The following is a 24,932-nucleotide window of genomic DNA, read 5'->3' as shown; positions in this document are numbered from 1 at the left end:
TCTCAAACGCCCCGCGATGCGGAGTCACAAAAAAATAGAATATTCCGTTTCTGGTTTAGCTGAGGCGTTGAGGCCCGGCGCGTATGCCCGTTACCTGGCTAATCCAGGTACAGATGCGAAACGCACTATCGGGAAAGGTGGGGTTGTATGCCGCCAGGTGAACAATGGTTAGCGGTTTACTCTCCTGCGTTAAGAGCGCGCTAAGCGTGTCGAGGAGAGCCAGGTGCTGCGCCTGGAGCGGTGAAGACTCTTCCGCTACCGGCAGCGCCTGCGGCGCCATCGCAAAGGACAGGTGGCGAATAACGGTACGAATGGCGTGCTGGTGCCAGTAATCAACGGTAAAATTTGGCCGACGACTGGAGGATTCCAGCAGCGCGAGCTGCGAAAAATTAACTTTAGCAGGATTATGGTTGCTGGATGACGTCTTTGCAGGCGATGCGGCCTCATGTTCATGACCGTTGCTAAGCGCGGGCAGGCCGAGGCTAGCCGCGACCATCCCCAACAGGAGATGCGGCCAAAAATACCGTCTGCCAAACTGTCGCCAGCGCGTCAGCAATCCACTCACTTACGTTACCTTTTGTTGATAGCAACCCTGAGAAATATTTTGCGTCCAAATACTAACATTAATACGTCGCCGCGGCAGCAGGAATGAAGGCTTACGCAGGTTAAAAACGTTTAAAAAAGGAACGAACGCGCAATAAATGAAGATGAAAAATAAAAGCAGCATGATGCGGAAGTGAAAAAAGAAAACGACTGGTTCCCTGGCCGGAGAGAGTACCAGGTTACCAGTCGAATTTACTGTCTGGTCTGACTTATGCCAGAACCAGAGTCGGCGCGCGGAACGCCAGCGGCATTTCTGCGTCGTCCTCGAAGGTCACATACTCCCAGGCTTCCTGTTTTGCCAGAACAGCCTGCAGCAGTTTGTTATTCAACGCGTGACCAGATTTGTACGCCGTAAACGCACCGATAATATTGTGACCACACATAAAGAGGTCGCCAATCGCATCAAGCATTTTATGACGGACAAACTCATCTTCAAAACGCAGACCGTCTTCGTTCAGTACGCGATAATCGTCAACAACGATGGCACAATCGAAGCTGCCGCCCAGGCACAGGCCACGGGACTGCAGATATTCGATATCACGCATGAAACCGAAGGTACGCGCACGGCTAATCTGGCGCATAAATGCATCAGCCGAGAAGTTCATCGCATAGCGCTGGCTGCTGGAATCAATTGCCGGATGGTTAAAATCAATGGTGAAGTCCAGTGAAAAACCATTATACGGATTGAATTCAGCCCATTTATCGCCATCTTCGACGCGAACGGTCTCTTTGATACGCACAAATTTCTTAGCGCTGTTCAGTTCATCGATGCCGGCATCCAGCAACAGATAAACGAACGGAGCCGCACTGCCGTCCATAATTGGGACTTCCGGCGCATCGACTTCAATAATAATGTTGTCGATACCTAAGCCAGCCAGGGCGGCATTGAGGTGTTCAACCGTCGATATCCGCACGTCATGCTCGTTGACCAGGCAAGTACAGAGCATGGTATCACGCACAGATTTGGCATCAGCCGGAAAATCAACCGGTGGATTCAAGTCGGTGCGACGATAGATGACCCCGGTATTTGCCGGCGCAGGGCGTAACGTCAGGGTGACTTTCTTGCCGGTATGCAAACCGACGCCAGTCGCCTGAACGATACGTTTAAGAGTCCTTTGTTTGATCATCGTATAATCTCGCCAAGTTACCTATCCAACCGAAGTGTACTATACATTCGGCAGGCCAGTTTAGCACAAAGAGCGCAGATGCCCAACTTCCAGCCAATTCTTAATCGGCTTGCTTACGCAGGAAGGCAGGAATGTCCAGATAATCCGGCTCTTTCGCTGCTTGCGGCGTATTGTCGTTGACCACTTTCGCGGCCGGCTTCTGCTCTTGAGTTAATGGAGACATACCGTGCTGCTGGTAACGATCCATTACCGGTTGCTGAACCTGTTTGTTAGTGACCAGGGTAATTTCCGGACGTTTGTCCATACCGATACCGGTGGCAACAACGGTTACGCGCAGCTCGTCGTTCATATCCGGATCCAGAGAAGTACCGATAACCACGGTCGCGTTATCCGAAGCAAATGCGCGGATAGTATTACCTACGGTTTCGAACTCATCGAGACGCAGATCGAAGCCTGCAGTAATGTTGACCAGTACGCCGCGCGCGCCGGACAGATCGATATCTTCCAGCAGCGGAGAAGAGATCGCCATTTCAGCAGCTTCTTCCGCACGGTCTTCACCGCTCGCCACGCCGGAGCCCATCATCGCATAGCCCATTTCAGACATGACGGTACGCACATCCGCAAAGTCGACGTTCATCAGGCCAGGACGAGTAATCAGTTCAGCGATACCCTGCACCGCGCCTTTTAGCACGTCGTTTGCTGCGCCAAAAGCGTCAAGCAGCGAAATACCGCGGCCCAGAACTTTCAGCAGTTTGTCATTCGGGATAGTGATCAGCGAGTCCACATGCTTGGACAGCTCGGTGATACCCTGCTCAGCGAATGCCATACGCTTCTTGCCTTCAAAATTGAAAGGCTTGGTAACGACGGCAACCGTCAGGATACCTAAATCTTTTGCGACTTCTGCAACCACTGGCGCAGCACCGGTTCCGGTACCGCCGCCCATGCCTGCTGCGATAAACACCATATCGGCGCCATCAAGGGCGGCACGCAGTGCTTCACGGTCTTCATCCGCCGCGTTACGGCCGACTTCCGGGTTAGCGCCAGCACCCAGCCCCTTGGTAATACCGCTACCAATCTGGATAGTCTGGCCAACAGCCGTTTTGCGCAGCGCCTGCGCATCGGTGTTCACCGCAAAAAATTCAACACCCTCAATGCGCTCGCGCACCATGTGTTCAACGGCGTTACCGCCGCCGCCACCGACGCCGATGACTTTAATCACCGCGTCGTTGGTCAGTTCCATAGGTTCAAACATAATTTCTCTCTCCGTTTTTACACTTCATCCTTCAAGCCGCCTCTTTGTTGGCTGTCTTCGTTCACTCCCCTCACTTACTTGAGTAAGCTCAGGGTAATTCACTCAGTTGCCGCCGCGATGCAACCCGAAGGATTCTGTGTATGTGCCTGTCGCCTGAGAACGCTAATTTTCTGCGTTCTCTTAAAAAATTAAAACTCTTTTCGCAACCAACTGTTGAGTCGTTTGATCCACGACCCGACCGTTACGCGTTTTTCCACTTCTGCTTCACCACTGAGATGAGATTCCTTCCCGTAGTGCAGCAGCCCAACCGCCGTCGAGTAATACGGCTCCTGGGCATAATCCGTTAATCCGGTAATGTTCAACGGCGCGCCAATCCTCACCTGCGTATGAAATACGCGTTGCGCACAGGCGGCAAGCCCTTCAATTTGCGCCGCGCCGCCGGTTAATACAATCCCTGCCGCAAGATGGTGCTTCACACCTTGCTGGCGGAGCTGCTCCTGCAGTTGCAGGATCTCTTCATTAACGAGATTGAGCAATTCGGTATAACGCGGCTCAATAACCTCTGCCAGCGTCTGACGCTGCAGGCTGCGGGGCGGACGACCGCCCACGCTCGGGACTTCGACGTTTTCGTCTTTACCAACGATGGAGCCCAGCGCACAGCCGTGACGCACTTTTATGGCTTCCGCGTCGCTTGGCGGTGTACCGAAAGCGTATGCGATATCGCTGGTCACCACATTGCCCGCATACGGGATCACTTTGGTATGACGCAGCGCCCCGCCGGTATATACCGCAATATCCATTGTACCACCGCCGATATCCACAACGCAGACGCCCAGTTCACGTTCGTCTTCAGTTAATACGGAATAGCTGGCGGCTAAACCGGCGAAAATGAGCTGGTCGACTTTAAGACCGCAACGCTCCACCGCTTTGACAATATTTTTCGCCATATCGTTATGGCAGGTAATTAAATGCACTTTCGCCTGCATGCGGACGCCAGACAGACCCACAGGGTTTTTAATCCCTTCCTGGTAGTCAATGGCGTACTCTTGCGGGATAACGTGCAGTACGCGATGTTCGTCGCGCACGCGAACCGATTTCGCGGTATGAACCACGTTTTCTACATCATCCTGCGTCACTTCTTCTTCTGAAATCGGCACCATGCCAATTTCATTTTGACAGCTGATATGTTTACCCGAAAGCGCCAGATAAACTGATGAAATCTGGCAGTCAGCCATCAGTTCGGCCTGGTCAATGGCGCGCTGGACGCATTTCACCACGGATTCCAGGTCGTTCACTCCGCCTTTATCCATACCACGCGATGGGCAACTGCCCACGCCAATGATATTAATCATACCGTCGGGCAGAACTTCCCCTACTAAAGCGGCAACCTTAGCGGTGCCGATCTCCAGTCCAACTACCAGTTTTCTGTCCGTCGCCTTGATCATTGTTGTTCTGCCTGTGCCTGATTCTGTTGTTGATTAGTATCCTCTACGGGAACCGGTACCCAACCGACTGCCGCTCCCGAGTCATAACGCAAATCAACGTAGCTTATCCGTTTGCCGTCGGTCTGCGCCTGCTGCTGAAGAACCGGATAAAGTTCCATAAAGCGCTGAAGCCGTTTCATGGTGTCACCCCGGCCAAGGTTGAGCTTAATATCGTTATTAAGCGTCAACTGCCAGGAGCGACGCGCGGTCATGGCCGCCACTTTCAACGTGAATTTATCCCTGGCCAGCACCTGACCCATGTCGCGGTATCCCTGGAGAACTTCATTCTCACTGCCTTCCGGACCGTATAACATTGGTAAATTCTGTTTACTGGTGCGATCTGACGGCACGCTGAAAGAATTTCCTTCCATGTCGACCATATGCTGATCATTCCAGCGCGCAATCGGCACATATTCAACCAGATGAATCTTCAATTCGTCCGGCCACTGCTTTCTGACGCTCGCCTGCTTAATCCACGGCAGACGTTCAATCTGGCTTTGAATAATATTAACGTCCTGAGTCATGAAGGTGCCTGGTGATCCTAATGCCAGTATCGCCTGACGGATATCATCGTTGCGCGTGTAGTGCCGCTCACCGGTGACGACCATCTTTGACAGCGGTAAACGCTGTGCATCTTCCATCCAGCCCAGAACCATCCATCCGCTGACCAGCACGGTACAGAGCACCGCCAGCAGGAAGAAAATTCCTGCCAGACGAGAGCCATTACTTCGACGCGAAGAAGATTCTTCTTCCTCTTCGTGGTTCCGCGTATTCAGCGCAGCCTGCGACATATCACCCCGCCAGGTCCAGAATTCGTACAACAAGCTGTGAGAAGCTCATCCCGGCCTGACGCGCCGCCATGGGCACCAGGCTATGGCTGGTCATGCCAGGAGATGTGTTTGCTTCCAGCAAATAAAACTGGCCATCGCTGTCCAGCATGACATCAATTCGTCCCCACCCATCACAGCCAAGACTCTCCCAGGCTTTTTGTACCAAAGCCTGGATTTCTGACTCGCGCGCGGGATCTTCAAAACCTGGGCAGAAATATTGCGTTTCATCAGAGAGATACTTTGCTTCATAATCATAGAAGGTTCCAGCCGCCTGGATACGTATTGACGGTAAAATTTCTTCTCCAACGATAGCAACGGTAAATTCCGGCCCACTGAGCCATTTTTCCAGCAAAACTTCGTCATCATGCTGAAAAGCCAGCGCCAGCGCATTTTGTAATGCACAACTTTCGCTGACGATCGACATGCCGACGCTTGAGCCTTCGCGGCTGGGTTTAACCACCAGCGGCAGACCGAGAAGCGAAATCTGCTGTTGGACTTCAGTCGTAAGCCCGGCGTTAAACTGTTTGCGGGTTAACGCCACCCACGGCGCAACGGGTAACCCCGCGCCCTGCCACAGCAATTTGCTCCGCAGCTTATCCATTGAAATAGCCGAGGCCATTACGCCGCTGCCGGTATAAGGTAGTTGGATCAGCTCCAGCAGCCCTTGCAGGGTACCATCTTCGCCGCCGCGTCCGTGCAACGCAATAAACGCTTTCTGAAAACCCATATTTTTCAATTGGGTAATATCGGTATCGCGCGGGTCGACAGGCTGTGCATCTATGCCGGCTTCACGCAGACCGGCAAGCACCGCCGAACCTGAATTGAGAGAGACTTCACGTTCAGCGGAAGTTCCGCCTAAGAGGACCGCGATTTTATCAGCCATGGCGCTCCTCCTGCGTATTTTGCGGTTGCAATTTGATTTCAGCCAGGTGACGGGCAATTTTACCGATATTTCCAGCCCCCTGAACCAGAATCAGATCGTTGCCGGTCAATACCGACGCCAGCATGTCCGCCGCCTGCGCGGGATCAGAAACCAGGATCGGGTCAACTTTGCCGCGCCCGCGAATCGTCCGACACAGCGAGCGGCTATCGGCGCCCGGTATGGCAGCTTCACCAGCGGAGTAAACATCCAGCATCAGCAGTGCGTCAACCTGGGTCAGAACGTTGGCGAAATCATCGTACAGATCGCGCGTACGCGTAAAACGGTGTGGCTGAAACAGCATAACCAGATTTTTATCCGGCCAGCCCGCCCGCGCGGCTTTGATAGTGGCATCCACTTCCGTCGGATGATGACCGTAGTCATCAATCAGCATCGCGGTCCCCTCTTTACCGTTCACTTCAGCCAACGGGTATTCACCAAGGAAATCAAAACGACGCCCGGTGCCCTGGAAGCTTTCCAGCGCACGCAGGATAGCTTCATCGGCAATGCCTTCTTCCGTCGCAACGGCCACCGCCGCCGCCGCGTTCAGCGCGTTGTGGCGGCCGGGCGCGTTTAGCGTCACCTGAATGACATCTTTATCCTGACGAACCAGGCGGAAATGGCCCTGAGCGCCGACCTGGCGATAATCTTCAACGCGAACGTCGGCGTCGTCGCTAAACCCGTAGGTCGTTATCTGGCGGCCAACGCGCGGCAGCAGCTCGCGAATAACCGGATCGTCTACGCACATTACCGCTCGCCCGTAGAAGGGCAGGTTGTGCAGGAAATTAATAAACGTCTGCTTCAGGTTTTCGAAGTCGCCATGATAGGTATCCATATGATCGGCTTCGATATTAGTTACGATAGCGACCATCGGCTGCAGATGCAGGAAAGAAGCGTCGCTTTCATCCGCTTCGGCAATCAGGTAACGGCTGTGACCGAGGCGGGCGTGCACGCCCGCAGCTTTCACCAGACCGCCGTTAACGAAGGTAGGATCAAGTCCAGCCTCAGCATAAATGCTCGATACCATCGCCGTGGTCGTCGTTTTACCGTGCGTACCGGCGATGGCGATGCCGTGGCGAAAACGCATCAGTTCCGCCAGCATCTCGGCGCGTCGAATAACCGGGATACGCGCTTCATGAGCGGCAACAATTTCCGGGTTCTCCGCGGAAATTGCGCTGGACACCACCACAACGCTCGCATCACGCACGTTCTCAGGGCGATGGTTGAAATAAATAGTGGCGCCAAGCTGGGTCAACTGCTGGGTCACCGGATTCGGCGCCAGGTCGGAGCCGCTAATCTGATAACCTTCGTTGGCCAGAACTTCGGCAATACCGCCCATGCCGGCACCGCCAATGCCAACAAAGTGAATGTGCCGGACGCGACGCATCTCGGGCACTATGGAACGCAGTTTTGCCAGATCTTGTGTATTCATTCTTTACGCCATCAACTTCTTTATTCGGACGGTGATAATCACCGCGATTAACGCGCCAGTGCTGCGGCGCTCACTTCTTCTGCTACTCGTTCGGTAGCATCCGGAATCGAGGCTCTGCGCGCTCGCTCCGCCATATCCAGCAGCGTTTCGCGATCCCAACCCGCCAGGGTTTGCGCGACGGCATCCACGGTAAACTGCGGCTGTTCGAGGATCTTCGCTGCTCCCGCCTTCTCTAACGGCAGGGCATTCCAGTACTGCTGACGATCTTTGTGCTGAAAAGGCACAAACAGCGCCGGTAAACCAGCGGCGGCGATTTCGCTCACCGTCAGCGCCCCGGAACGACACACGACAACATCGGCCCAGGCATAAGCCGCCGCCATGTCGTCAATAAACTCAGTGACTCTATGCTGCGGCTGCCCGGCATCGGTATAGGCCTGCTGGACGCTTTCCTGCCCACCTTTCCCGCTCTGATGCCAGATAGTGACAGCCGAGCCCAGCTTTGCCGCCACCTGCGGCATAGTCTGATTGAGCACGCGCGCGCCCTGCGAACCGCCGACAACCAAAATGCGAATTGGTCCCTTACGTCCGGCTAAGCGCTGCTGCGGCAGCGGCAGCGCCAGAACGTCATTCCGTACCGGGTTGCCCACAACATCAGCATGCGGGAAAGCCCCAGGAAACGCCTGCATTACCTTTTTGGCAATTTTCGCCAGCCATTTATTCGTCAGACCAGCAATACCGTTCTGTTCATGCAGGACGACCGGGATGCCAAGCGACCACGCGGCCAGACCGCCAGGCCCGGAAACATATCCGCCCATGCCCAGCACCACGTCCGGCTGAAAACGTTGCATAATCGCCCGCGCCTGGCGCCAGGCGTTGAAAATCCGCACCGGTGCCAGCAGTTGTGCTTTGAGGCCTTTACCACGCAGGCCGGAAATTTGAATAAAATCAATATCAATGCCGTTCTTAGGCACTAAATCCGCTTCCATTCGATCCGCGGTGCCCAGCCAGCGAACCTGCCAGCCCTGGTCCATTAAATGGTGCGCAACCGCCAGCCCCGGGAACACGTGTCCGCCGGTACCGCCCGCCATCACCATTAACCGCTTTTCCTGACCGCTCATCGAACACCCCGTGTAAACGCCTGGGCTTTTTCCAGACGCGTTTCATAATCAATTCGTAACAGCAACATGATAGCCGTCGACATAATCAGCAGGCTCGAGCCGCCGTAGCTGATCAGCGGCAGCGTCAGACCTTTAGTTGGCAGCATACCCGCCGCCGCACCGACGTTAACCAGAGCCTGAAAGCTGAACCAGATACCAATAGCGCAGGCCAAAAATCCGGAAAAACGATGGTCAATCTCCAGCGCTTTACGCCCGATGGACATGGCGCGAAAAGCGACGAAGAATACCATTAAAAGTGCGAGTACCACACCGATATAACCGAGCTCTTCACCGATAATGGCGAAGATGAAATCGGTGTGCGCCTCGGGCAAATATTCAAGCTTCTGGACTGAATTACCCAGACCCTGTCCCCACATTTCTCCGCGGCCAAAGGCCATAAGCGACTGAGTCAGCTGGTAGCCGCTACCGAAAGGATCTTCCCATGGGTTCCAGAAAGAGGTTACGCGGCGGATACGATACGGTTCGGCAAGAATCAGCAGCACGACAGCCGAAAGCCCCATCCCAATTATCGCGATGAACTGCCACAGCTTGGCTCCCGCGAGAAACAGCATGGCCAGAGTCGTAACAAACAGCACCACGACCGTTCCGAGGTCAGGCTGCGCCAGCAGCAAAATCGCCAGCACGAAAATCACGCCCATCGGCTTTAAGAAGCCACGCAGGTTATTACGTACTTCATCGCCTTTACGTACCAGGTAATTGGCGATATAGCAGAACAGCGACAGCTTGGTGAACTCCGCAGGCTGAATACGCAGCGGCCCCAGCGCAATCCAGCGCGACGCCCCGTTGACCGAGCTGCCGACCACCAGAACAATCAACAGCATGACGATAGAAGCGATCAGCATTGCGGTACTATGGCGCTGCCAGAACTCCATCGGCAGGCGCAGCGTCACCATTGCCAGCCCTAACGCCAGCAGAATGTACAGGCCATCGCGTTTGGCAAACAGAAACGGATCGTTAGCCAGGCGCTGTCCTACCGGCATTGATGCCGATGTCACCATAATGAAGCCGATAGCGGCCAGGCCAAAGGTCAGCCACAGCAGCATCCGGTCATACATCACCAGGCTATCGGTATCTTTTTGCCGCGAGCCCATCACCCAGCCTTTCAGCGCGGCAAACAGCCATGCGAAGATAAACATTCCCGGCAGACGCGGCAGTCTCAGCCGTGGCATTTTCAGGCGCGGGAGTGATAAACGCATTAGCCTAACTCCTTCGCCAGGCGAGCAAAGATATCGCCGCGTTGTTCAAAGTTTTTAAACTGATCGAGGCTGGCGCACGCCGGAGACAGCAGCACCATATCGCCCGCTTTTAGCTGTGGCGCTATCTGGCGCATCGCCTGTTCCATGGTTTCCGTTTGCACTGCGCTATCCGGACGAAGCGCCGCCAGCTGGGCGCCATCGCGGCCAAAGCAGTACAGACGAATGTTATCGCCGGTCAGGTAGCGACTGAGCGGGGTAAAATCAGCCGATTTCCCATCGCCGCCCAACAGGAGATACAGCGTTCCATCCAGGTGAAGTCCATTGAGCGCGGCTTCAGTGCTGCCGACGTTGGTAGCTTTAGAATCGTTGATCCAGCGCACGCCGTTGTGCTCCAGCACCTGCTGGAAACGATGCGCCAGGCCGGTAAATGTGGTCAGCGCTTTCAGGCTGCTGGCGCGCGGCAGGCCTGCGGCATCCGCCAGCGCCAGCGCCGCCAGGGCGTTACTGTAGTTGTGCTGGCCGCTAATCTTCATCTCTTTGACGTTGAGCACCTTCTCGCCTTTGACGCGCAGCCAGGTTTCCCCCTGCTGGCGGTTCAGGTGATAGTCGCCAACGTCCACGCCGAAGCTAATACAGCGATCGTCAGCGCCGCGTACCGGCATGGTCAGCGCATCGTCAGCATTAACAATGCAGGCCTGCGCATTCTCGTAAATCCGCAGTTTGGCGGCACGATACTGCTGCAGCCCCAGCGGATACCGGTCCATATGATCTTCGGTGACGTTAAGGATCGTCGCCGCTACCGCCTGCAGGCTGGAAGTCGTTTCCAGCTGGAAACTGGAAAGCTCCAGAACATAGAGTTCACGTTCAGGATCCAGCAGCATTAGCGCCGGCAGGCCAATATTGCCCCCAACGCCAACGTTCAGACCCGCCGTTTTCGCCATTTCACCCACCAGCGAAGTGACGGTGCTCTTACCGTTTGAACCGGTGATGGCAATAATCGGCGCCTGCGCCTCGCGGCAGAACAGTTCAATATCGCCAACAATTTCTACGCCAGCATCTGCTGCAGCGCTCAGGGAAGGATGCGCCAGCGCGATGCCCGGGCTGGCGATAATCAGATCCGCCGTTAACAGCCAGTCGTCATTAAGACCACCGACATAACGCTCAACGGCTTCCGGCAGCTTATCCAGTCCGGCAGGCGCAACGCGGGTATCCATCACCCGCGGCGTTACGCCGCGAGCCATGAAAAAGTCCACGCATGACAGGCCGGTCATGCCCAGCCCAATAATGACGACTTTTTTACCCTGATAATCTGCCATGATTAACGTACCTTCAGCGTCGCCAGGCCAATCAGCACCAGCATCAGCGAAATAATCCAGAAGCGCACGATAACGCGCGGTTCCGGCCAGCCTTTCAGTTCATAGTGATGGTGAATCGGCGCCATGCGGAAGATGCGCTGACCGCGCAGCTTAAATGAGCCAACCTGCAGAATCACCGACAGCGTTTCGACCACGAATACGCCGCCCATAATCACCAGCAGGAACTCCTGGCGCAGCAGCACGGCAATAATGCCCAGCGCGCCGCCGAGGGCCAGCGAGCCCACATCCCCCATAAAGACCTGCGCCGGATAGGTGTTAAACCACAGGAAGCCTAAACCCGCGCCAACAATCGCCGTACAGACGATCACCAGCTCACCGGCATGACGTAAATAAGGAATATGCAGATAGTTGGCGAAGTTCATGTTGCCGGTCGCCCACGCAACCAGCGCAAACCCGGCGGCAACGAATACGGTCGGCATAATCGCCAGCCCGTCAAGGCCGTCGGTGAGGTTGACCGCATTACCGGTACCAACGATGACAAAATAGGCCAGCAGGATATAGAACAGGCCCAGCTGTGGCATCACGTCTTTGAAGAACGGCACCACCAGCTGAGTTGCTGGAGTATCTTTACCCGCCATATACAGCGCAAAGGCAACACCCAGCGCAATCACCGACATCCAGAAGTACTTCCAGCGGGCAATCAGGCCTTTAGTGTCTTTACGTACCACTTTGCGGTAGTCATCAACAAAGCCGATGATGCCGTAGCCGACGAGAACCGTCAGTACGCACCAGACGTAAGGGTTGGATGGGTAGGCCCACAGCAGCACGGAGACAACAATGGCGGTCAGGATCATGATCCCGCCCATGGTTGGCGTACCGCGCTTGCTAAAGTGAGATTCCGGGCCGTCGTTGCGCACAACCTGGCCAAAAGAGAGTTTTTGCAGACGGGCGATCATACGCGGGCCCATCCACAGTGAGATGAACAACGCGGTCAGCAGGCTGACAATGGCGCGAAACGTCAGATAGGAAAAGACGTTAAAGCCTGAATAATATTTGACCAAATGCTCGGCCAGCCATACTAACATGTTCCGTTCTCCTGTAATGCGCGTACTACCACTTCCATGGCGGCACTACGTGAACCCTTCACTAAAATGGTCATAATTTTGTGTTCTGACATCAGCTCTTGCAGCCGTGTTACCAGCAGCGCTTTATCGTTAAAGTGTTCACCGACGCCGCTGGCGCCGCTGATATCTGAGCTCAGCGAGCCCACGCTCAGTACGCGATCGATTCCGGCGGCTTTTGCCGCTTCGCCTACCTGACGATGGCAAGCCTGGCTTTCTGCGCCCAGTTCGGCCATATCACCGACAACCAGCACCCGGTAGCCCGGCATCTCAGAAAGCACCTGTACCGCTGCGGTCATTGAGCCAACGTTGGCGTTATAGGAGTCATCCAGCAGAAGCTGGGTTTCATTTAGCGCAATCGGGAACTGCCTTCCCGGCACCGCCTTCAAATCTCTTAATCCGGCTTTAATTGCCTCAAGGGTCGCGCCAACCGCCATTGACAGCGCCGCTGCGGCCAGCGCGTTAGCGATGTTATGGCGCCCCGGGAGCGGTAGCAGGACATCAACGCTGCCCGCCGGGGTTTGCAGGGTAAATTCCGTACCGTGCGATGTCACATGCACGTTAGTCGCCGTAAAATCGCTATTAGCGGCATTCGGCGAAAAGCGCCACGTTTTACGCTCGCCAATCACCTTTTGCCAGTTCAGCCAGTCATTATTGTCGGCGTTCATAATGGCAATGCCGTTTGCTGGCAGACCGGTATAGATTTCACCCTTGGCTTTCGCCACGCCTTCCAGAGAGCCAAAGCCTTCCAGGTGGGCGGCGGCCAGGTTATTAACCAACGCCGCTTCGGGGCGCGTCAGGCTGACGGTCCAGGCGATTTCGCCCTGATGGTTGGCGCCTAATTCGATAACCGCATATTCATGCTCTTTCGTCAGACGCAGCAGCGTCATCGGCACGCCGATATCGTTGTTCAGGTTCCCTGCGGTATACAGCGTATTTCCGCACTGGCTTAAAATCGCCGCGGTCATCTCTTTGACCGAGGTTTTTCCGGAAGAGCCGGTCAGCGCGACGACTCGCGCCGGAACCTGCTGGCGCACCCAGGCGGCCAGTTCACCGAAGGCCAGGCGCGTATCTTTCACCACCACCTGCGGCAAATCGCACGCCAGCTGACGGCTGACCAACAGCGCGCCGGCACCGGCGGCTTTCGCCTGTTCTGCAAAGTCATGAGCATCAAAGCGCTCACCTTTTAGCGCCACAAACAGACAGCCTGTCGTGACCTTACGGGTATCAGACGTGACAGCGTCAATCGCCACATCGCTGCCGTGCAGCTGGCCGCGCGTAATGGCGGCAAGCTGGCTGAGAGTCAAGCGAATCATGCTACTGCCCCCAGCAGACGCGCCACGGTGAGGCGGTCAGAGTAATCAAGTCGGCGATTGCCGACGATTTGATAGTCCTCGTGGCCTTTACCCGCCACCAGCACCACATCGTTTTCTTGCGCCTGCATCACCGCGTTAGTCACCGCTTCCGCACGACCTTCCACCGCTCTGGCATGACCCGCGTCAAGCATACCGGCCAGGATGTCGTTAATAATCGCCCGCGGCTCTTCAGTGCGTGGGTTGTCATCGGTGACAACCACGATATCAGCAAACTCTTCGGCGATGGCCCCCATCAGCGGACGCTTACCTTTGTCGCGGTCACCGCCGCAGCCAAACACGCACCACAGTTTACCGCTGCAGTGCAGACGAGCCGCCTGCAGCGCTTTTTCCAGCGCGTCAGGCGTGTGGGCATAATCAACCACAACGGTTGGTTTACCCGGCGCACTGAACACTTCCATACGTCCGCAAACCGGCTGCAGGCGAGAGGCTGTTTTCAGCAGTTCGGCCAGCGGGTACCCCAGCGCCAGCAGAGTGGCTAACGCCAGCAGCAGATTGCTGACGTTGAACGCCCCCATCAGGCGGCTTTCGATTTCGCCGTTTCCCCAGCTGGAGGCAAACTGAACGGTTGCGCCGCTGTCGTGATAGTTCACGGCGGTGGCTTTCAGCCAGCGCCCCCGGCAGTTCGGGTTAATGTGGTCTTCCATCGATACGGCCACCGCATCCGGCAGCTTCGTCAGCCAGCGGCGTCCGACTTCATCATCAGCGTTGACGATGGCCTGACCGCAATGATGGGTTGAATAGAGTAACCATTTCGCCGCTTCGTAATGCTCCATATCACCATGATAATCAAGGTGATCGCGGCTCAGGTTAGTGAAGACCGACGCGGCAAACTGTAGGGCGGCTACGCGATGCTGCACCAGGCCGTGAGAAGAAACTTCCATTGCGGCGAAGGTCGCCTCCTGCCCTGCCAGGCCAGAGAGTACGTGTTGAACATCAACGGCTGAACCGGTGGTGTTTTCCGTGGGGATAACTTTATCCAGCAGACCATTACCCACGGTTCCCATAACCGCACTGGTTTCACCGAGCAGTTGCGCCCATTGCGCCAGCAGCTGAGTCGTGGTGGTCTTGCCGTTAGTTCCGGTTACGCCAACCAGACGCAGTTGTTCCGAAGGCTGGTGGTAAAAACGCCCGGCCAGCGCGGATAAGCGCTCGTTGAGTTGGCTCAGATAGATAACCGGCACGCCGTGCATTTCACGGATTTCACCGTCATGAGCCTCATCTTTGGCCTCAGCAATAATGGCAGCAACACCTTGCGCTATCGCCTGCGGGATATAACGACGCCCGTCCGCCTGATGACCTAAAACCGCGATAAAAAGATCACCAGAAGCAGCCACCCGGCTGTCCAGCGTCATTTCTCGCAGAATTCGCTCCGGCGCATTTGGCACCCACGGAGCGAGAAGGTCGCGCAAATTACGATCTGCCACCTGTTCCCTCGCCTTGATTAATCACTAATTCACTTTTTTCAGCCGTTGCCAGCGCATCCGGTTCAATGTTCATGGTACGCAGCACGCCGCCCATGATGGCACCGAAGACCGGAGCGGAAACGGCACCGCCGTAGTATTTACCTGCCTGCGGGTCGTTGATCACCACCACCAGCGCGAAGCGTGGATGGCTGGCGGGCGCAACGCCTGCGGTGTAAGCAATATATTTGTTGATGTAGCGGCCGTCTGGCCCTACTTTCTTCGCCGTACCGGTTTTAATGGCGATACGATAGCCTTTAATCGCCGCCTTCACGCCGCCGCCGCCCGGCAGCGCCACGCTTTCCATCATGTGAACAACGGTACGAACGAGCGATTCCGGGAAGACGCGCTCGCCCGGAACCGGTGGATCAACTTTGGTAATCGACAGCGGGCGATAAATGCCGTAGCTGCCGATCGTTGCGTAGACTCGCGCTAACTGTAACGGCGTTACCATTAGCCCATAGCCGAAAGAAAAGGTGGCCCTCTCTATGTCAGACCACCGTTGTTTTTGAGGATATAAGCCACTGCGTTCTCCGACCAACCCCAAATTGGTCGCTTTTCCGAGTCCAAAACGTGAGTAAGTATCTACTAACGCTGAGGACGGCATCGCTAACGCCAGCTTAGAAACACCGACGTTACTCGACTTCTGTAGTACCCCGGTCAGGGTCAATTCGCTATAGCGCGCCACGTCTTTGATTTCGTGGCCGTTAATTCGATAAGGGATGGTATTCAGCACGGTATTTTCGTTAACAATGCCGCGCTGAAGCGCCGTCATCACCACCATCGGTTTCACCGTTGACCCCGGCTCAAACACGTCGGTAATGGCGCGGTTACGCATGGTATCTTTGGAAGTACCTGCAAAATTGTTTGGGTTATAGGACGGGCTGTTAGCCATCGCCAGCACTTCGCCGGTACTCACATCAACCAGAACCGCAGTCCCTGACTCCGCTTTGTTAAAGGCCACGGCATTATTCAGCTCGCGATAAACCAGCGCCTGCAGGCGTTCGTCAATGCTCAGCGCCAGGTTATGCGCCGCCTGGCTATCGGTAGACGAGATATCTTCAATCACCCGACCATAGCGGTCTTTACGGACGATTCGCTCGCCGGGCTGGCCGGTGAGCCACTTATCGAAACTCTTCTCAACGCCCTCAATCCCCTGGCTATCCACGTTGGTGAAGCCAATGAGGTGAGCGGTTACTTCGCCCGACGGATAGTAACGGCGAGACTCTTCCCGCAGATGAATCCCCGGCAGCTTTAGTTTGCGGATGTAATCGGCCATATCCGGGTTAACCTGGCGAGCCAGATAGATAAAACGCATCCGTGGGTTGGTATTAATGCGCGATGCCAGCTGATCCAGCGGCATATTCAGCGCATCGGCCAGCGCCTTCCAGCGGTTATCCAGGGTCACGCCACCCGCTTCATGCAGCTCTTTTGGGTCAGCCCAGATGGCTTTTACCGGCACGCTTACCGCCAGCGGACGGCCGGAACGATCGGTTATCATTCCGCGCGCGGTAGAGACTTCCTGCACGCGCAGAGAGCGCATATCGCCCTGGCGAACCAGCATGTCCGGACTAATCACCTGTAGCCAGGCCACGCGGCCCAGCAGGAAGCCCAGCGCCAGCAAAATACAGCCGCACAGCAACGCAAAACGCCAACTGATAAAGTTGGCCTGTTCTTCCTGACGTTTTGCTTTTGGCGTTTTCGGCGCTGCTTTCATGCGTCGCAATAATCCTTATTTCTGTACAACGATATTTTCTTGTGATGGATCGACGTGCTGCATCTGCAGCTTCTCGGTCGCGATCCGCTCAACCCGACTGTGATCGCCGAGAGCATTCTCTTCAAGGATCAGGTTGCGCCATTCGATATCCAGCGCGTCGCGTTCCAGAACCAGCTGTTCACGCTGCGCGGTTAACAGACGAGTATGGTGCGCCGTTGTCACCACCGTAATCGCCGTGATAATGATGCAAATGAACAGGCAGAGTGGCAGCTTCCCAAACCGCAGGAGGTCGTCTCCGATCACGCCAGGCAAAGCATGGCGCTCGTTGCTTCCAATCGACCCTTTAACTTTGCTCAGGGCTTCTGTCACTCTGCCGATCATGCGTTCGTCCTCTCTGCAATACGCAGAACTGAACTACGGGCCCGAGGATTTTCAGCTACCTCTTTTTCGCCCGGCATCAACTTGCCTAGTGCTCTTAACTCACGGCCGCCCAGTTTTTTAAGCTGCTCTTCAGTCATCGGTAGCCCTGCCGGAACCTGCGGACCGCGGCTTTGTTCACGCATAAAGCGCTTCACAATACGGTCTTCCAGCGAGTGGAAACTAATGATTGAGAGCCGCCCGCCCGGGGCCAGCACGCTGAGCGAGCTTTTTAGCGCCTGCTCTATCTCCTCCAGTTCACTGTTCACCCAGATGCGCACCGCCTGGAAGGTACGGGTCGCGGGATGTTTGAATTTGTCCTTCACCGGGGTCGCCGCCGCGACAACCTCCGCCAGCTCTTTGGTTCGCGTCATCGGTTCGATGCGGTTACGTTCGACGATGGCGCGGGCAATGCGTTTACCAAAGCGCTCTTCGCCAAAGGTCTTAATTACCCATGCGATATCAGCCTCGTCGGCGGTTTGTAGCCACTCTGCGGCGGATTGGCCGCGGGTAGGATCCATGCGCATATCCAGCGGGCCATCGCGCATAAACGAAAAACCGCGTTCAGCGTCGTCCAGCTGCGGTGAAGAAACGCCAAGGTCGAGCAAAATACCGTCGATCTTGCCGGTAAGATTACGCTCGCCAACATAGTCAGCCAGCTGAGAAAAGGGACCATGAACGATGGAAAAGCGGGGATCATCGATAGTTTTCGCAACTTCGATAGCCTGGGGGTCGCGATCGATAGCCAACAGGCGTCCCTCCGCTCCCAGCCGGGAGAGAATCAGACGCGAGTGACCGCCGCGGCCAAAGGTACCATCAATGTAGATACCATTCGGACGAATGTTCAGGCCGTTAACGGCTTCATCCAGAAGAACCGTTGTGTGTTTAAAATTTTCCATCATTTTACAAAGACAAATCCTGCAGGCGCTCCGACAGTTCCCCGGAAGCGGACTGCTCAGCGTCGATATCTTCCTTGACCCGTTGATACCAGGTCGTTTCGTCCCACAGCTCAAACTTATTGAACTGCCCGACCAGCATCACTTCTTTTGTCAGCCCGGCATGTTGCCGCAGCACCGGGGCTATTAATAGCCGCCCGGCGCTATCCATCTGACATTCGCTGGCATGCCCCAAAAGCAAACGCTGTACGCGCCGCTCGCTGGGATTCATGCTCGATAAACGCGACAATTTTTGCTCGATGATTTCCCATTCAGGCAAGGGATAAAGCAGCAGGCACGGGTGATGGATGTCAATGGTGCACACCAATTGACCGGAAGCGTCTTCGATCAGCCCGTCGCGGTAGCGCGTCGGCACGGCCAAACGGCCTTTACTGTCGAGATTGACTAACGTTGCCCCACGGAACATGCCAGCCTCACCCCTTTTCGCCACTTTACCCCACAAATTCCCACAAGAAGGAGTTTACGGAGCGGAGGAAAAGCTTGTCAAGCCAGCACGGATGCCAACAGAGCTCAAAAACCCATTATTTACAGCCGATATTCGCCCTGAGGAAAAATCAACCAACAAACGAGGCAAATTAACGTTATGAATATCGGTAAGAAAACAACCAACAAACTTGTAACAGTTAAAAGCAGCAAAATATCTTCTAAGGGAAAATATAAAGTGTCAGTTTGCGACGCGAGCGGCATTTTAGGCCATTCTGATGACCGTTAACAGCATCAGTTTGCATTGGAGAGGCACTCTTACTGCGGGGTACAGCGCCGACGGCAGGTATAGTTATGAGGAAATGATTGTTAATTCAGCAAATCACCTGATGAATGTAACAAAATAATACAAATAAAATCGTCAATTCTTTTATAGACTAATAAAAACGCAAATTTAAGGTCGGAAAGAATAGAATTAAAAAAGATGTCAGAAAGATTAAGGATTTGTCTGAAAGATCTTTAGCCCTGAAATTTTTACGTCATTTATACAGATTATCGCCAGACCAGGATTCGGTCTGGCGAATTTCCTGCGAATAGTTCTGAAAATCTGCTCAGCGGCGGTTCAGACTGCCGCGGCGATAAAGATTGCGACGAATACGGCTTAAACCAGGTTTAGGCTTACGCGGTTCATCCAGACTCGCGAGTACGATCTCCAGCACGCGTTCCGCCACATCGCGGTGGCGCTGAGCAACGGCTAATACCGGGCACTGAAGGAAATCCAGCAGTTCGTTATCGCCAAAAGTCGCAATAGCCAGCTCAGAAGGCAGTTTGCCCTCCCGGCGCAGCGTCACGTCCATCACGCCCTGCAGCAACGGAAACGAGGTTGTGAACAGCGCCTGCGGCATTGGATGGGTTTCCAGCCACTTTTCAAACAGCTGCGCCGCGGCTTCACGCTCGTAGCTGTTGGCATAGAGGAAATGGACTTCTCGCGGATCGTCCTTCCACGCGGTCCGGAACCCCTGCTCACGCAGAAAACTGACCGAAAGCTCCGGCAAAGCCCCCAGGTAAAGCACCGTTTCAGCCGGGAATTTACGTAATTCCGCCCCGAGCATTTCGGCATCATCCTGATCGGCACCCACCACGCTGGTGAAATGTTCTCTGTCGAGCGCGCGGTCAAGGGCGACAATCGGGAAAGGGTCGTTGGCCCAACGTTGATAGAACGGATGCTCAGGAGGTAATGAGGTTGAAACAATAATCGCATCGACCTGACGCTGCAGCAGATGCTCAATACAGCGCATTTCGTTATCCGGCTGATCTTCGGAGCAGGCGATCAAGAGCTGATAGCCACGCTGGCGCGCCTGGCGCTCCAGGTAATTAGCGATACGCGTATAGCTGGTGTTTTCCAGGTCAGGAATAACCAGACCAATAGAACGCGTACGTCCTGCACGCAAGCCCGCAGCAACCGCGTTCGGGTGATAGTTATGCTCACGAACAACCGCCATCACCTTTTCAACAGTTTTATCGCTAACGCGATATTGCTTCGCTTTACCATTAATCACATAGCTAGCGGTCGTTCGCGAGACACCGGCCAGCCGGGCGATTTCATCCAGTTTCACAATTGCCCCTTGGGTAATAAGTACAGAACATAACCATTCTTCAGGTATGGATTCGTTTTTATAACATCTAAGCGCAGAAAAGTAAGCGCAGCAACCGCTTTAGTCTACACTTCCCACCGATTTCGCAAAAAAATAGCCCGGCAGGTGGTGTCGGGCTATTTTTACGTCAATTTCAGCAGCTCAGCGCATGATTTTGTCGCCACGCGACAATCCGACAACGCCTGAACGAGCGACTTCAACAATTCGTGCAACATCGCGCAGCGAAGCTAAAAACGCATCCAGCTTGTCGCTGGTACCCGCCAGCTGGACGGTATAGATAGACGGCGTGACATCGATAATCTGTCCGCGGAAAATCTCCGTATTGCGCTTTACCTCTTCGCGTCCATAGCCGCTGGCCTGAACTTTCACCAGCATAATTTCACGCTCCACGTGCGCGCCTTGCCCAAGCTCGTTAACGCGCAGGACGTCTACCAGCTTGTGCAGCTGCTTCTCTATCTGCTCAATCGCTTTTTCATCACCAACGGTTTGAATCGTCATTCTGGATAGCGTCGGATCGTCCGTCGGCGCTACCGTCAGGCTTTCAATATTATAACCACGCTGCGAAAAGAGGCCGATCACGCGGGATAATGCACCCGACTCGTTCTCCAGTAATACAGATAATATCCGGCGCATAATCAGGTCCTCTCCGTTTTGCTCAGCCACATCTCGTCCATACCGCCGCCGCGAATCTGCATGGGGTATACATGCTCACTGCCGTCGACCGTTACGTCGACAAATACCAGCCGATTATTACGCACCTGTTCCAGCGCCTCGGCCAGCTTCGCTTCCAGCTCCTGCGGGTCGCTGATACGAATTCCGACATGGCCGTAGGCTTCCGCTACGCGGGCAAAATCGGGTAATGACTCCATATAGGATTGCGAATGACGACCGGAATAGAGCATATCCTGCCACTGCTTAACCATCCCCAGATAGCGGTTATTCAGGTTAAGCACCAGCACCGGCAGCTCATATTGCAGCGCGGTGGAGAGCTCCTGAATATTCATCTGGATGCTGCCATCGCCGGTCACGCAAATGACCGTTTCTTCCGGCAGCGCCATCTTCACGCCAAGCGCTGCGGGAAGGCCGAATCCCATGGTTCCCAGACCACCGGAGTTAATCCAGCGCCGAGGTTTATTAAAAGGATAATAAAGCGCGGCAAACATCTGATGCTGACCAACATCGGACGTCACGTACGCATCGCCGTTAGTTAACCGCCAGATAGTCTCAATCACCGCCTGCGGTTTAATCTTGCCGCTTTGCGTATCGTATTGCAGGCAATGCCGCGCGCGCCACTGCTCAATCTGCTGCCACCAGTCGCGGATGTCATCGAGCGGCTGCTGAGCCTCCTCGTGTTCGAGCAGCTCCAGCATCTGTTCCAGCACCAGACGGGCATCGCCAACGATAGGCACGTCAGCAGCAACGGTTTTAGATATAGAAGTAGGATCGATATCGATATGCAGCACAGTCGCGTCAGGGCAGTACTTGGCCAGATTGTTCGTGGTACGATCGTCAAAACGCACGCCGACGGCGAAAATTACGTCGGAATTATGCATGGTCATGTTAGCTTCATAAGTCCCATGCATGCCCAGCATCCCTAATGCCTGCTGGTGCGAAGCCGGAAAAGCCCCCAGCCCCATCAGTGAAGAAACCACCGGCAGCTTCAGTTTCTCTACCAGCGCGTACAGCTGTCCTTCACATTTTGCGTTAATCGCCCCGCCGCCGACATAAACCACCGGCTTTTTAGCGGTCAGTAACGTTTGTAGAGCACGTTTAATCTGCCCTTTATGGCCCGTCGTAGTTGGGTTATATGAGCGCATGCTCACCGTATCCGGCCAAACGTATGGCAGCTTTTTCGCCGGATTCAAAATATCTTTTGGTAAATCCACTACTACCGGACCGGGACGTCCGCTGGACGCCAGCCAAAACGCTTTTTTCAGCACGCCGGGAATATCTTCAGTTTGCTTGACCAGAAAGCTGTGTTTCACCACCGGTCGGGAGATCCCAACCATGTCGCATTCCTGAAACGCATCATAACCGATTAAGGACGTTGCGACCTGGCCGGAAAGAATCACCAGCGGAATAGAATCCATATAAGCCGTCGCAATACCGGTAATCGCGTTGGTGGCTCCCGGCCCCGAAGTTACCAGCACCACCCCGACTTCGCCGGTTGCGCGAGCAAGACCGTCCGCCATGTGCACGGCAGCCTGCTCATGACGGACCAGAACGTGATCGATCCCGCCAAGAGTATGTAACGCATCATAGATATCGAGGACTGCGCCCCCTGGATAACCGAACACTTGCTTGACGCCCTGATCGACCAGCGACTGGACGACCATTTCGGCTCCTGACAACATCTCCATGGTTTGCCTCCCGGCTTATTGTTTTTAACGACAGCGGAATCCGATTTCCGCGCGCTCGCACAAGACAAAGCGCAATAGCTTCGCATTGAGGTGAATAGACTGCATGTTGTTACCATAACTGCTCGCTAACGGGCAGGCAATTAGCGACCGTCAGCGCCTGAACGGCATTAAAAGAATAAAAAAGAGATTCGATGATGAAATGCGGTGAATAACTTCAGAGATAAGAAAATAAGATTGGCAATATTCGGTGAAAACTAGAAACCGCAGTAAATCATCCATTTTTTATCTGCCTGCACGGGTAACCGATAAACCCAAACAGAATAAAATTCTGCATTTGGTGATTTTTGTCACACAAGCAGGAGCCGAAGCTCCTGTTTGTATTGCGGCAGTTTAACGTTGGCAAATACTCGCCAGTAATTCCTCCATCCACTGATGGCCTTTATCGCGGCCCGCAGCTTCATGCCAGGAAAGATAACAGGTACGACTATTTACCTTCAGAGGCAAAGGTAATATTTGCAGATCCAGTTTATCGGCAAACTCACTGGCTAACCAACGCGGTGCGATAGCAACCATGTTGGTCTGGGAAACGACATTTAATACGCTAATCATCGCGTTCCCTTGATAGGCAATCCGCGATTGTTTATCCGCGCTGTCATACCATGGCTGGCTAAATGATGCATAACGGTCGAGTGCGACAACGGCGTGCTCTTCCTGATAAATATCATTTTCCATCAGCGGCCCGGAAATACGCGGGTGTTTTCGGCTAGTGACCAGAACCATTTCATCTTTGAATAACGGTACGCAGGCAAACTCCGGACGACGGAACTCTTCATAACCGATCACGAACTCAATTTCCTGATAACGTAATTGATGTTCAGTATTTTTATTCAGCGCCGATTTAAAGACTAAATGAATGTTCGGCGCAATCTCACTCACTTTATTAAAAATGACCGAAGTTAAAGCGTTATCCAGCGGGCTGCAAACGCATAAATTAAAGATTCGCTCGCTGCTGAGCGGCTCAAATCCCGAGCCCGGCAGTTCGTTCTGTACTAATTGCAATGCCTGGCGTACAGAACCAAATAGCTGATAAGCGCGCGCAGTTGGCTGGATACCGCGGCCATAACGAACAAACAACTCATCATTGAACATCACCTTCAGGCGCGATACGGCATTGCTGACCGCTGGCTGCGACATTCCCAGGGAGTGGGCCGCGCGGGTGATATTTTGCTCCTGCATTACCGCATCAAATACGGTTAACAGATTGAGATCGACCATCCGTAGCTGAGGTTTAGTATTTTCGACCTCAGTGGTCGACTTATATTCAATACCTTCATTTAACATATTTAACTCCACTGTCACGCTAAATTCCCTTTGCCAAAGTGCAGTAATTAATTCTGGGAATATCATTTATCATGCATATGACATTTACAGAAGAGCAAAGATGAATTTTAGGAATATATCAAGGTTATGAGTGATGACGAAAATCTGCTGGTCTTAAACCACTCGTATTCACTTAAACCATATCGTTTACTTGATAGAATTAAGTGTACCCATAAATATTAAAAATAAACAATAACAGCAGCAGTTAACTATCATTTAAGCATCATTACATCATTAGATTAAGCCTCACTTAAAATTCACAATTCATTATCATTGATAATTTACTTTTATAATTGTGAATATATTCACTAGAAAAATAATACTATATTTTTCATTTAGATATCATGTTGACCGGGGGCGGCATCAATAAATACGGAACTGAAAAGAAAAATGATCAAATGGTGAAAATACCTCAACATGCAGCGATGTCCTAAAAAGGATCATCGGTAAAAAAGCGCGATCGTCAGCACAATTAGCTAATTCCCCCCTTAGATAAAAAGACGTTTTCCCCCCCCAGGGGTTGACATCAAAACCCATATCCAGTAACTCTAAGTGCATAACGAATTCATCTGGAGCATGACGTAATGATTCGCAGCATTCGCTTTCTCAGCCTACTACTACTAAACGCATCCATTTTGCGCGGTAGGCTGTTGGGCGACGTTCATCGTTAAGTCATCTTCCAGCAAGACTATAAAACCCGCGCCAATGCGCGGGTTTTTTTATGCTCGCT

General features: G+C 53.9%; 22 protein-coding genes. 1 reads left to right on the top strand and 21 read right to left on the bottom strand.

From position 1 onward, the window contains the following. Positions 1 to 55: 55 nt before the first annotated feature. From secM to leuO, 21 genes are all read right to left on the bottom strand, one after another. Positions 56 to 565, bottom strand: a complete 510-nt coding sequence (secM, locus tag GJ746_RS04415) for a secA translation cis-regulator SecM (RefSeq protein WP_195908797.1) — start codon at positions 563 to 565, stop codon at positions 56 to 58. Between the two features lie 247 nt (positions 566 to 812). Then, entirely contained in the window at positions 813 to 1,730 is a 918-nt protein-coding gene (lpxC, locus tag GJ746_RS04410) for a UDP-3-O-acyl-N-acetylglucosamine deacetylase (RefSeq protein ID WP_154679100.1), read from the bottom strand. Positions 1,731 to 1,830: 100 nt separating this feature from the next. Continuing rightward, complete coding sequence (gene ftsZ / locus GJ746_RS04405) at positions 1,831 to 2,982, bottom strand: cell division protein FtsZ (RefSeq protein ID WP_004098597.1); 1,152 nt, start codon at positions 2,980 to 2,982, stop codon at positions 1,831 to 1,833. A gap of 188 nt (positions 2,983 to 3,170) precedes the next feature. Continuing rightward, the gene (gene ftsA / locus GJ746_RS04400) at positions 3,171 to 4,427 is read right to left on the bottom strand and encodes a cell division protein FtsA (protein WP_004098594.1); all 1,257 of its coding nucleotides are present in this window, start codon (positions 4,425 to 4,427) and stop codon (positions 3,171 to 3,173) included. Further along, the gene (gene ftsQ, locus GJ746_RS04395; protein ID WP_154679099.1) at positions 4,424 to 5,257 is read right to left on the bottom strand and encodes a cell division protein FtsQ; all 834 of its coding nucleotides are present in this window, start codon (positions 5,255 to 5,257) and stop codon (positions 4,424 to 4,426) included. Before ftsQ ends, ftsA begins: the two co-directional genes overlap by 4 nt. A gap of 1 nt (position 5,258) precedes the next feature. After that, a complete protein-coding gene (locus tag GJ746_RS04390; RefSeq protein ID WP_154679098.1) occupies positions 5,259 to 6,179 on the bottom strand; it encodes a D-alanine--D-alanine ligase in 921 nt (306 codons plus the stop codon). After that, positions 6,172 to 7,647, bottom strand: coding sequence for a UDP-N-acetylmuramate--L-alanine ligase (murC, locus tag GJ746_RS04385; RefSeq protein WP_154679097.1), 1,476 nt, complete (start codon positions 7,645 to 7,647; stop codon positions 6,172 to 6,174). The genes GJ746_RS04390 and murC overlap by 8 nt, the downstream gene beginning before the upstream one ends. Before the next feature lie 47 nt (positions 7,648 to 7,694). Beyond that, entirely contained in the window at positions 7,695 to 8,765 is a 1,071-nt protein-coding gene (gene murG / locus GJ746_RS04380; RefSeq protein WP_154679096.1) for an undecaprenyldiphospho-muramoylpentapeptide beta-N-acetylglucosaminyltransferase, read from the bottom strand. Then, on the bottom strand, positions 8,762 to 10,021 hold the full coding sequence (ftsW, locus tag GJ746_RS04375; RefSeq protein WP_004098587.1) for a cell division protein FtsW: 1,260 nt from the start codon (positions 10,019 to 10,021) through the stop codon (positions 8,762 to 8,764). Before ftsW ends, murG begins: the two co-directional genes overlap by 4 nt. Continuing rightward, the gene (gene murD, locus GJ746_RS04370) at positions 10,021 to 11,337 is read right to left on the bottom strand and encodes a UDP-N-acetylmuramoyl-L-alanine--D-glutamate ligase (RefSeq protein ID WP_154679095.1); all 1,317 of its coding nucleotides are present in this window, start codon (positions 11,335 to 11,337) and stop codon (positions 10,021 to 10,023) included. Before murD ends, ftsW begins: the two co-directional genes overlap by 1 nt. 2 nt (positions 11,338 to 11,339) lie before the next feature. Further along, entirely contained in the window at positions 11,340 to 12,422 is a 1,083-nt protein-coding gene (gene mraY / locus GJ746_RS04365) for a phospho-N-acetylmuramoyl-pentapeptide-transferase (protein ID WP_139536960.1), read from the bottom strand. Further along, entirely contained in the window at positions 12,416 to 13,774 is a 1,359-nt protein-coding gene (gene murF / locus GJ746_RS04360) for a UDP-N-acetylmuramoyl-tripeptide--D-alanyl-D-alanine ligase (protein WP_154679094.1), read from the bottom strand. The genes mraY and murF overlap by 7 nt, the downstream gene beginning before the upstream one ends. Beyond that, positions 13,771 to 15,258 (bottom strand): UDP-N-acetylmuramoyl-L-alanyl-D-glutamate--2,6-diaminopimelate ligase, encoded by a 1,488-nt coding sequence (gene murE / locus GJ746_RS04355; protein ID WP_154679093.1) that lies wholly within the window; start codon positions 15,256 to 15,258, stop codon positions 13,771 to 13,773. Before murE ends, murF begins: the two co-directional genes overlap by 4 nt. Further along, positions 15,245 to 17,011, bottom strand: a complete 1,767-nt coding sequence (locus GJ746_RS04350; RefSeq protein ID WP_154679092.1) for a peptidoglycan glycosyltransferase FtsI — start codon at positions 17,009 to 17,011, stop codon at positions 15,245 to 15,247. The genes murE and GJ746_RS04350 overlap by 14 nt, the downstream gene beginning before the upstream one ends. A 15-nt stretch (positions 17,012 to 17,026) precedes the next feature. Continuing rightward, a complete protein-coding gene (ftsL, locus tag GJ746_RS04345; protein ID WP_002888550.1) occupies positions 17,027 to 17,392 on the bottom strand; it encodes a cell division protein FtsL in 366 nt (121 codons plus the stop codon). Then, positions 17,389 to 18,330 (bottom strand): 16S rRNA (cytosine(1402)-N(4))-methyltransferase RsmH, encoded by a 942-nt coding sequence (rsmH, locus tag GJ746_RS04340; protein WP_154679091.1) that lies wholly within the window; start codon positions 18,328 to 18,330, stop codon positions 17,389 to 17,391. The genes ftsL and rsmH overlap by 4 nt, the downstream gene beginning before the upstream one ends. A gap of 1 nt (position 18,331) precedes the next feature. Further along, complete coding sequence (gene mraZ / locus GJ746_RS04335) at positions 18,332 to 18,790, bottom strand: division/cell wall cluster transcriptional repressor MraZ (RefSeq protein ID WP_154679090.1); 459 nt, start codon at positions 18,788 to 18,790, stop codon at positions 18,332 to 18,334. A 628-nt stretch (positions 18,791 to 19,418) separates the two neighbouring features. Beyond that, entirely contained in the window at positions 19,419 to 20,423 is a 1,005-nt protein-coding gene (cra, locus tag GJ746_RS04330) for a catabolite repressor/activator (RefSeq protein WP_004098577.1), read from the bottom strand. 180 nt (positions 20,424 to 20,603) lie between these two features. After that, positions 20,604 to 21,095, bottom strand: coding sequence for an acetolactate synthase small subunit (ilvN, locus tag GJ746_RS04325; protein ID WP_154679089.1), 492 nt, complete (start codon positions 21,093 to 21,095; stop codon positions 20,604 to 20,606). Between the two features lie 2 nt (positions 21,096 to 21,097). Then, complete coding sequence (ilvI, locus tag GJ746_RS04320; RefSeq protein WP_154679088.1) at positions 21,098 to 22,822, bottom strand: acetolactate synthase 3 large subunit; 1,725 nt, start codon at positions 22,820 to 22,822, stop codon at positions 21,098 to 21,100. Positions 22,823 to 23,212: 390 nt separating this feature from the next. After that, the gene (gene leuO, locus GJ746_RS04315; protein WP_154679087.1) at positions 23,213 to 24,181 is read right to left on the bottom strand and encodes a transcriptional regulator LeuO; all 969 of its coding nucleotides are present in this window, start codon (positions 24,179 to 24,181) and stop codon (positions 23,213 to 23,215) included. 605 nt (positions 24,182 to 24,786) lie between these two features. Here leuO and leuL point away from each other — a divergent pair. Further along, positions 24,787 to 24,873, top strand: coding sequence for a leu operon leader peptide (gene leuL / locus GJ746_RS25600; RefSeq protein ID WP_009654551.1), 87 nt, complete (start codon positions 24,787 to 24,789; stop codon positions 24,871 to 24,873). Positions 24,874 to 24,932: the final 59 nt, after the last annotated feature.

The sequence above is a fragment of the Klebsiella oxytoca genome, assembly GCF_009707385.1.
Classification (GTDB): domain Bacteria; phylum Pseudomonadota; class Gammaproteobacteria; order Enterobacterales; family Enterobacteriaceae; genus Klebsiella; species Klebsiella oxytoca_C.
Note: the sequence above shows the minus strand (reverse complement) of the source record. Positions and strands in the feature narration are given on the sequence as shown.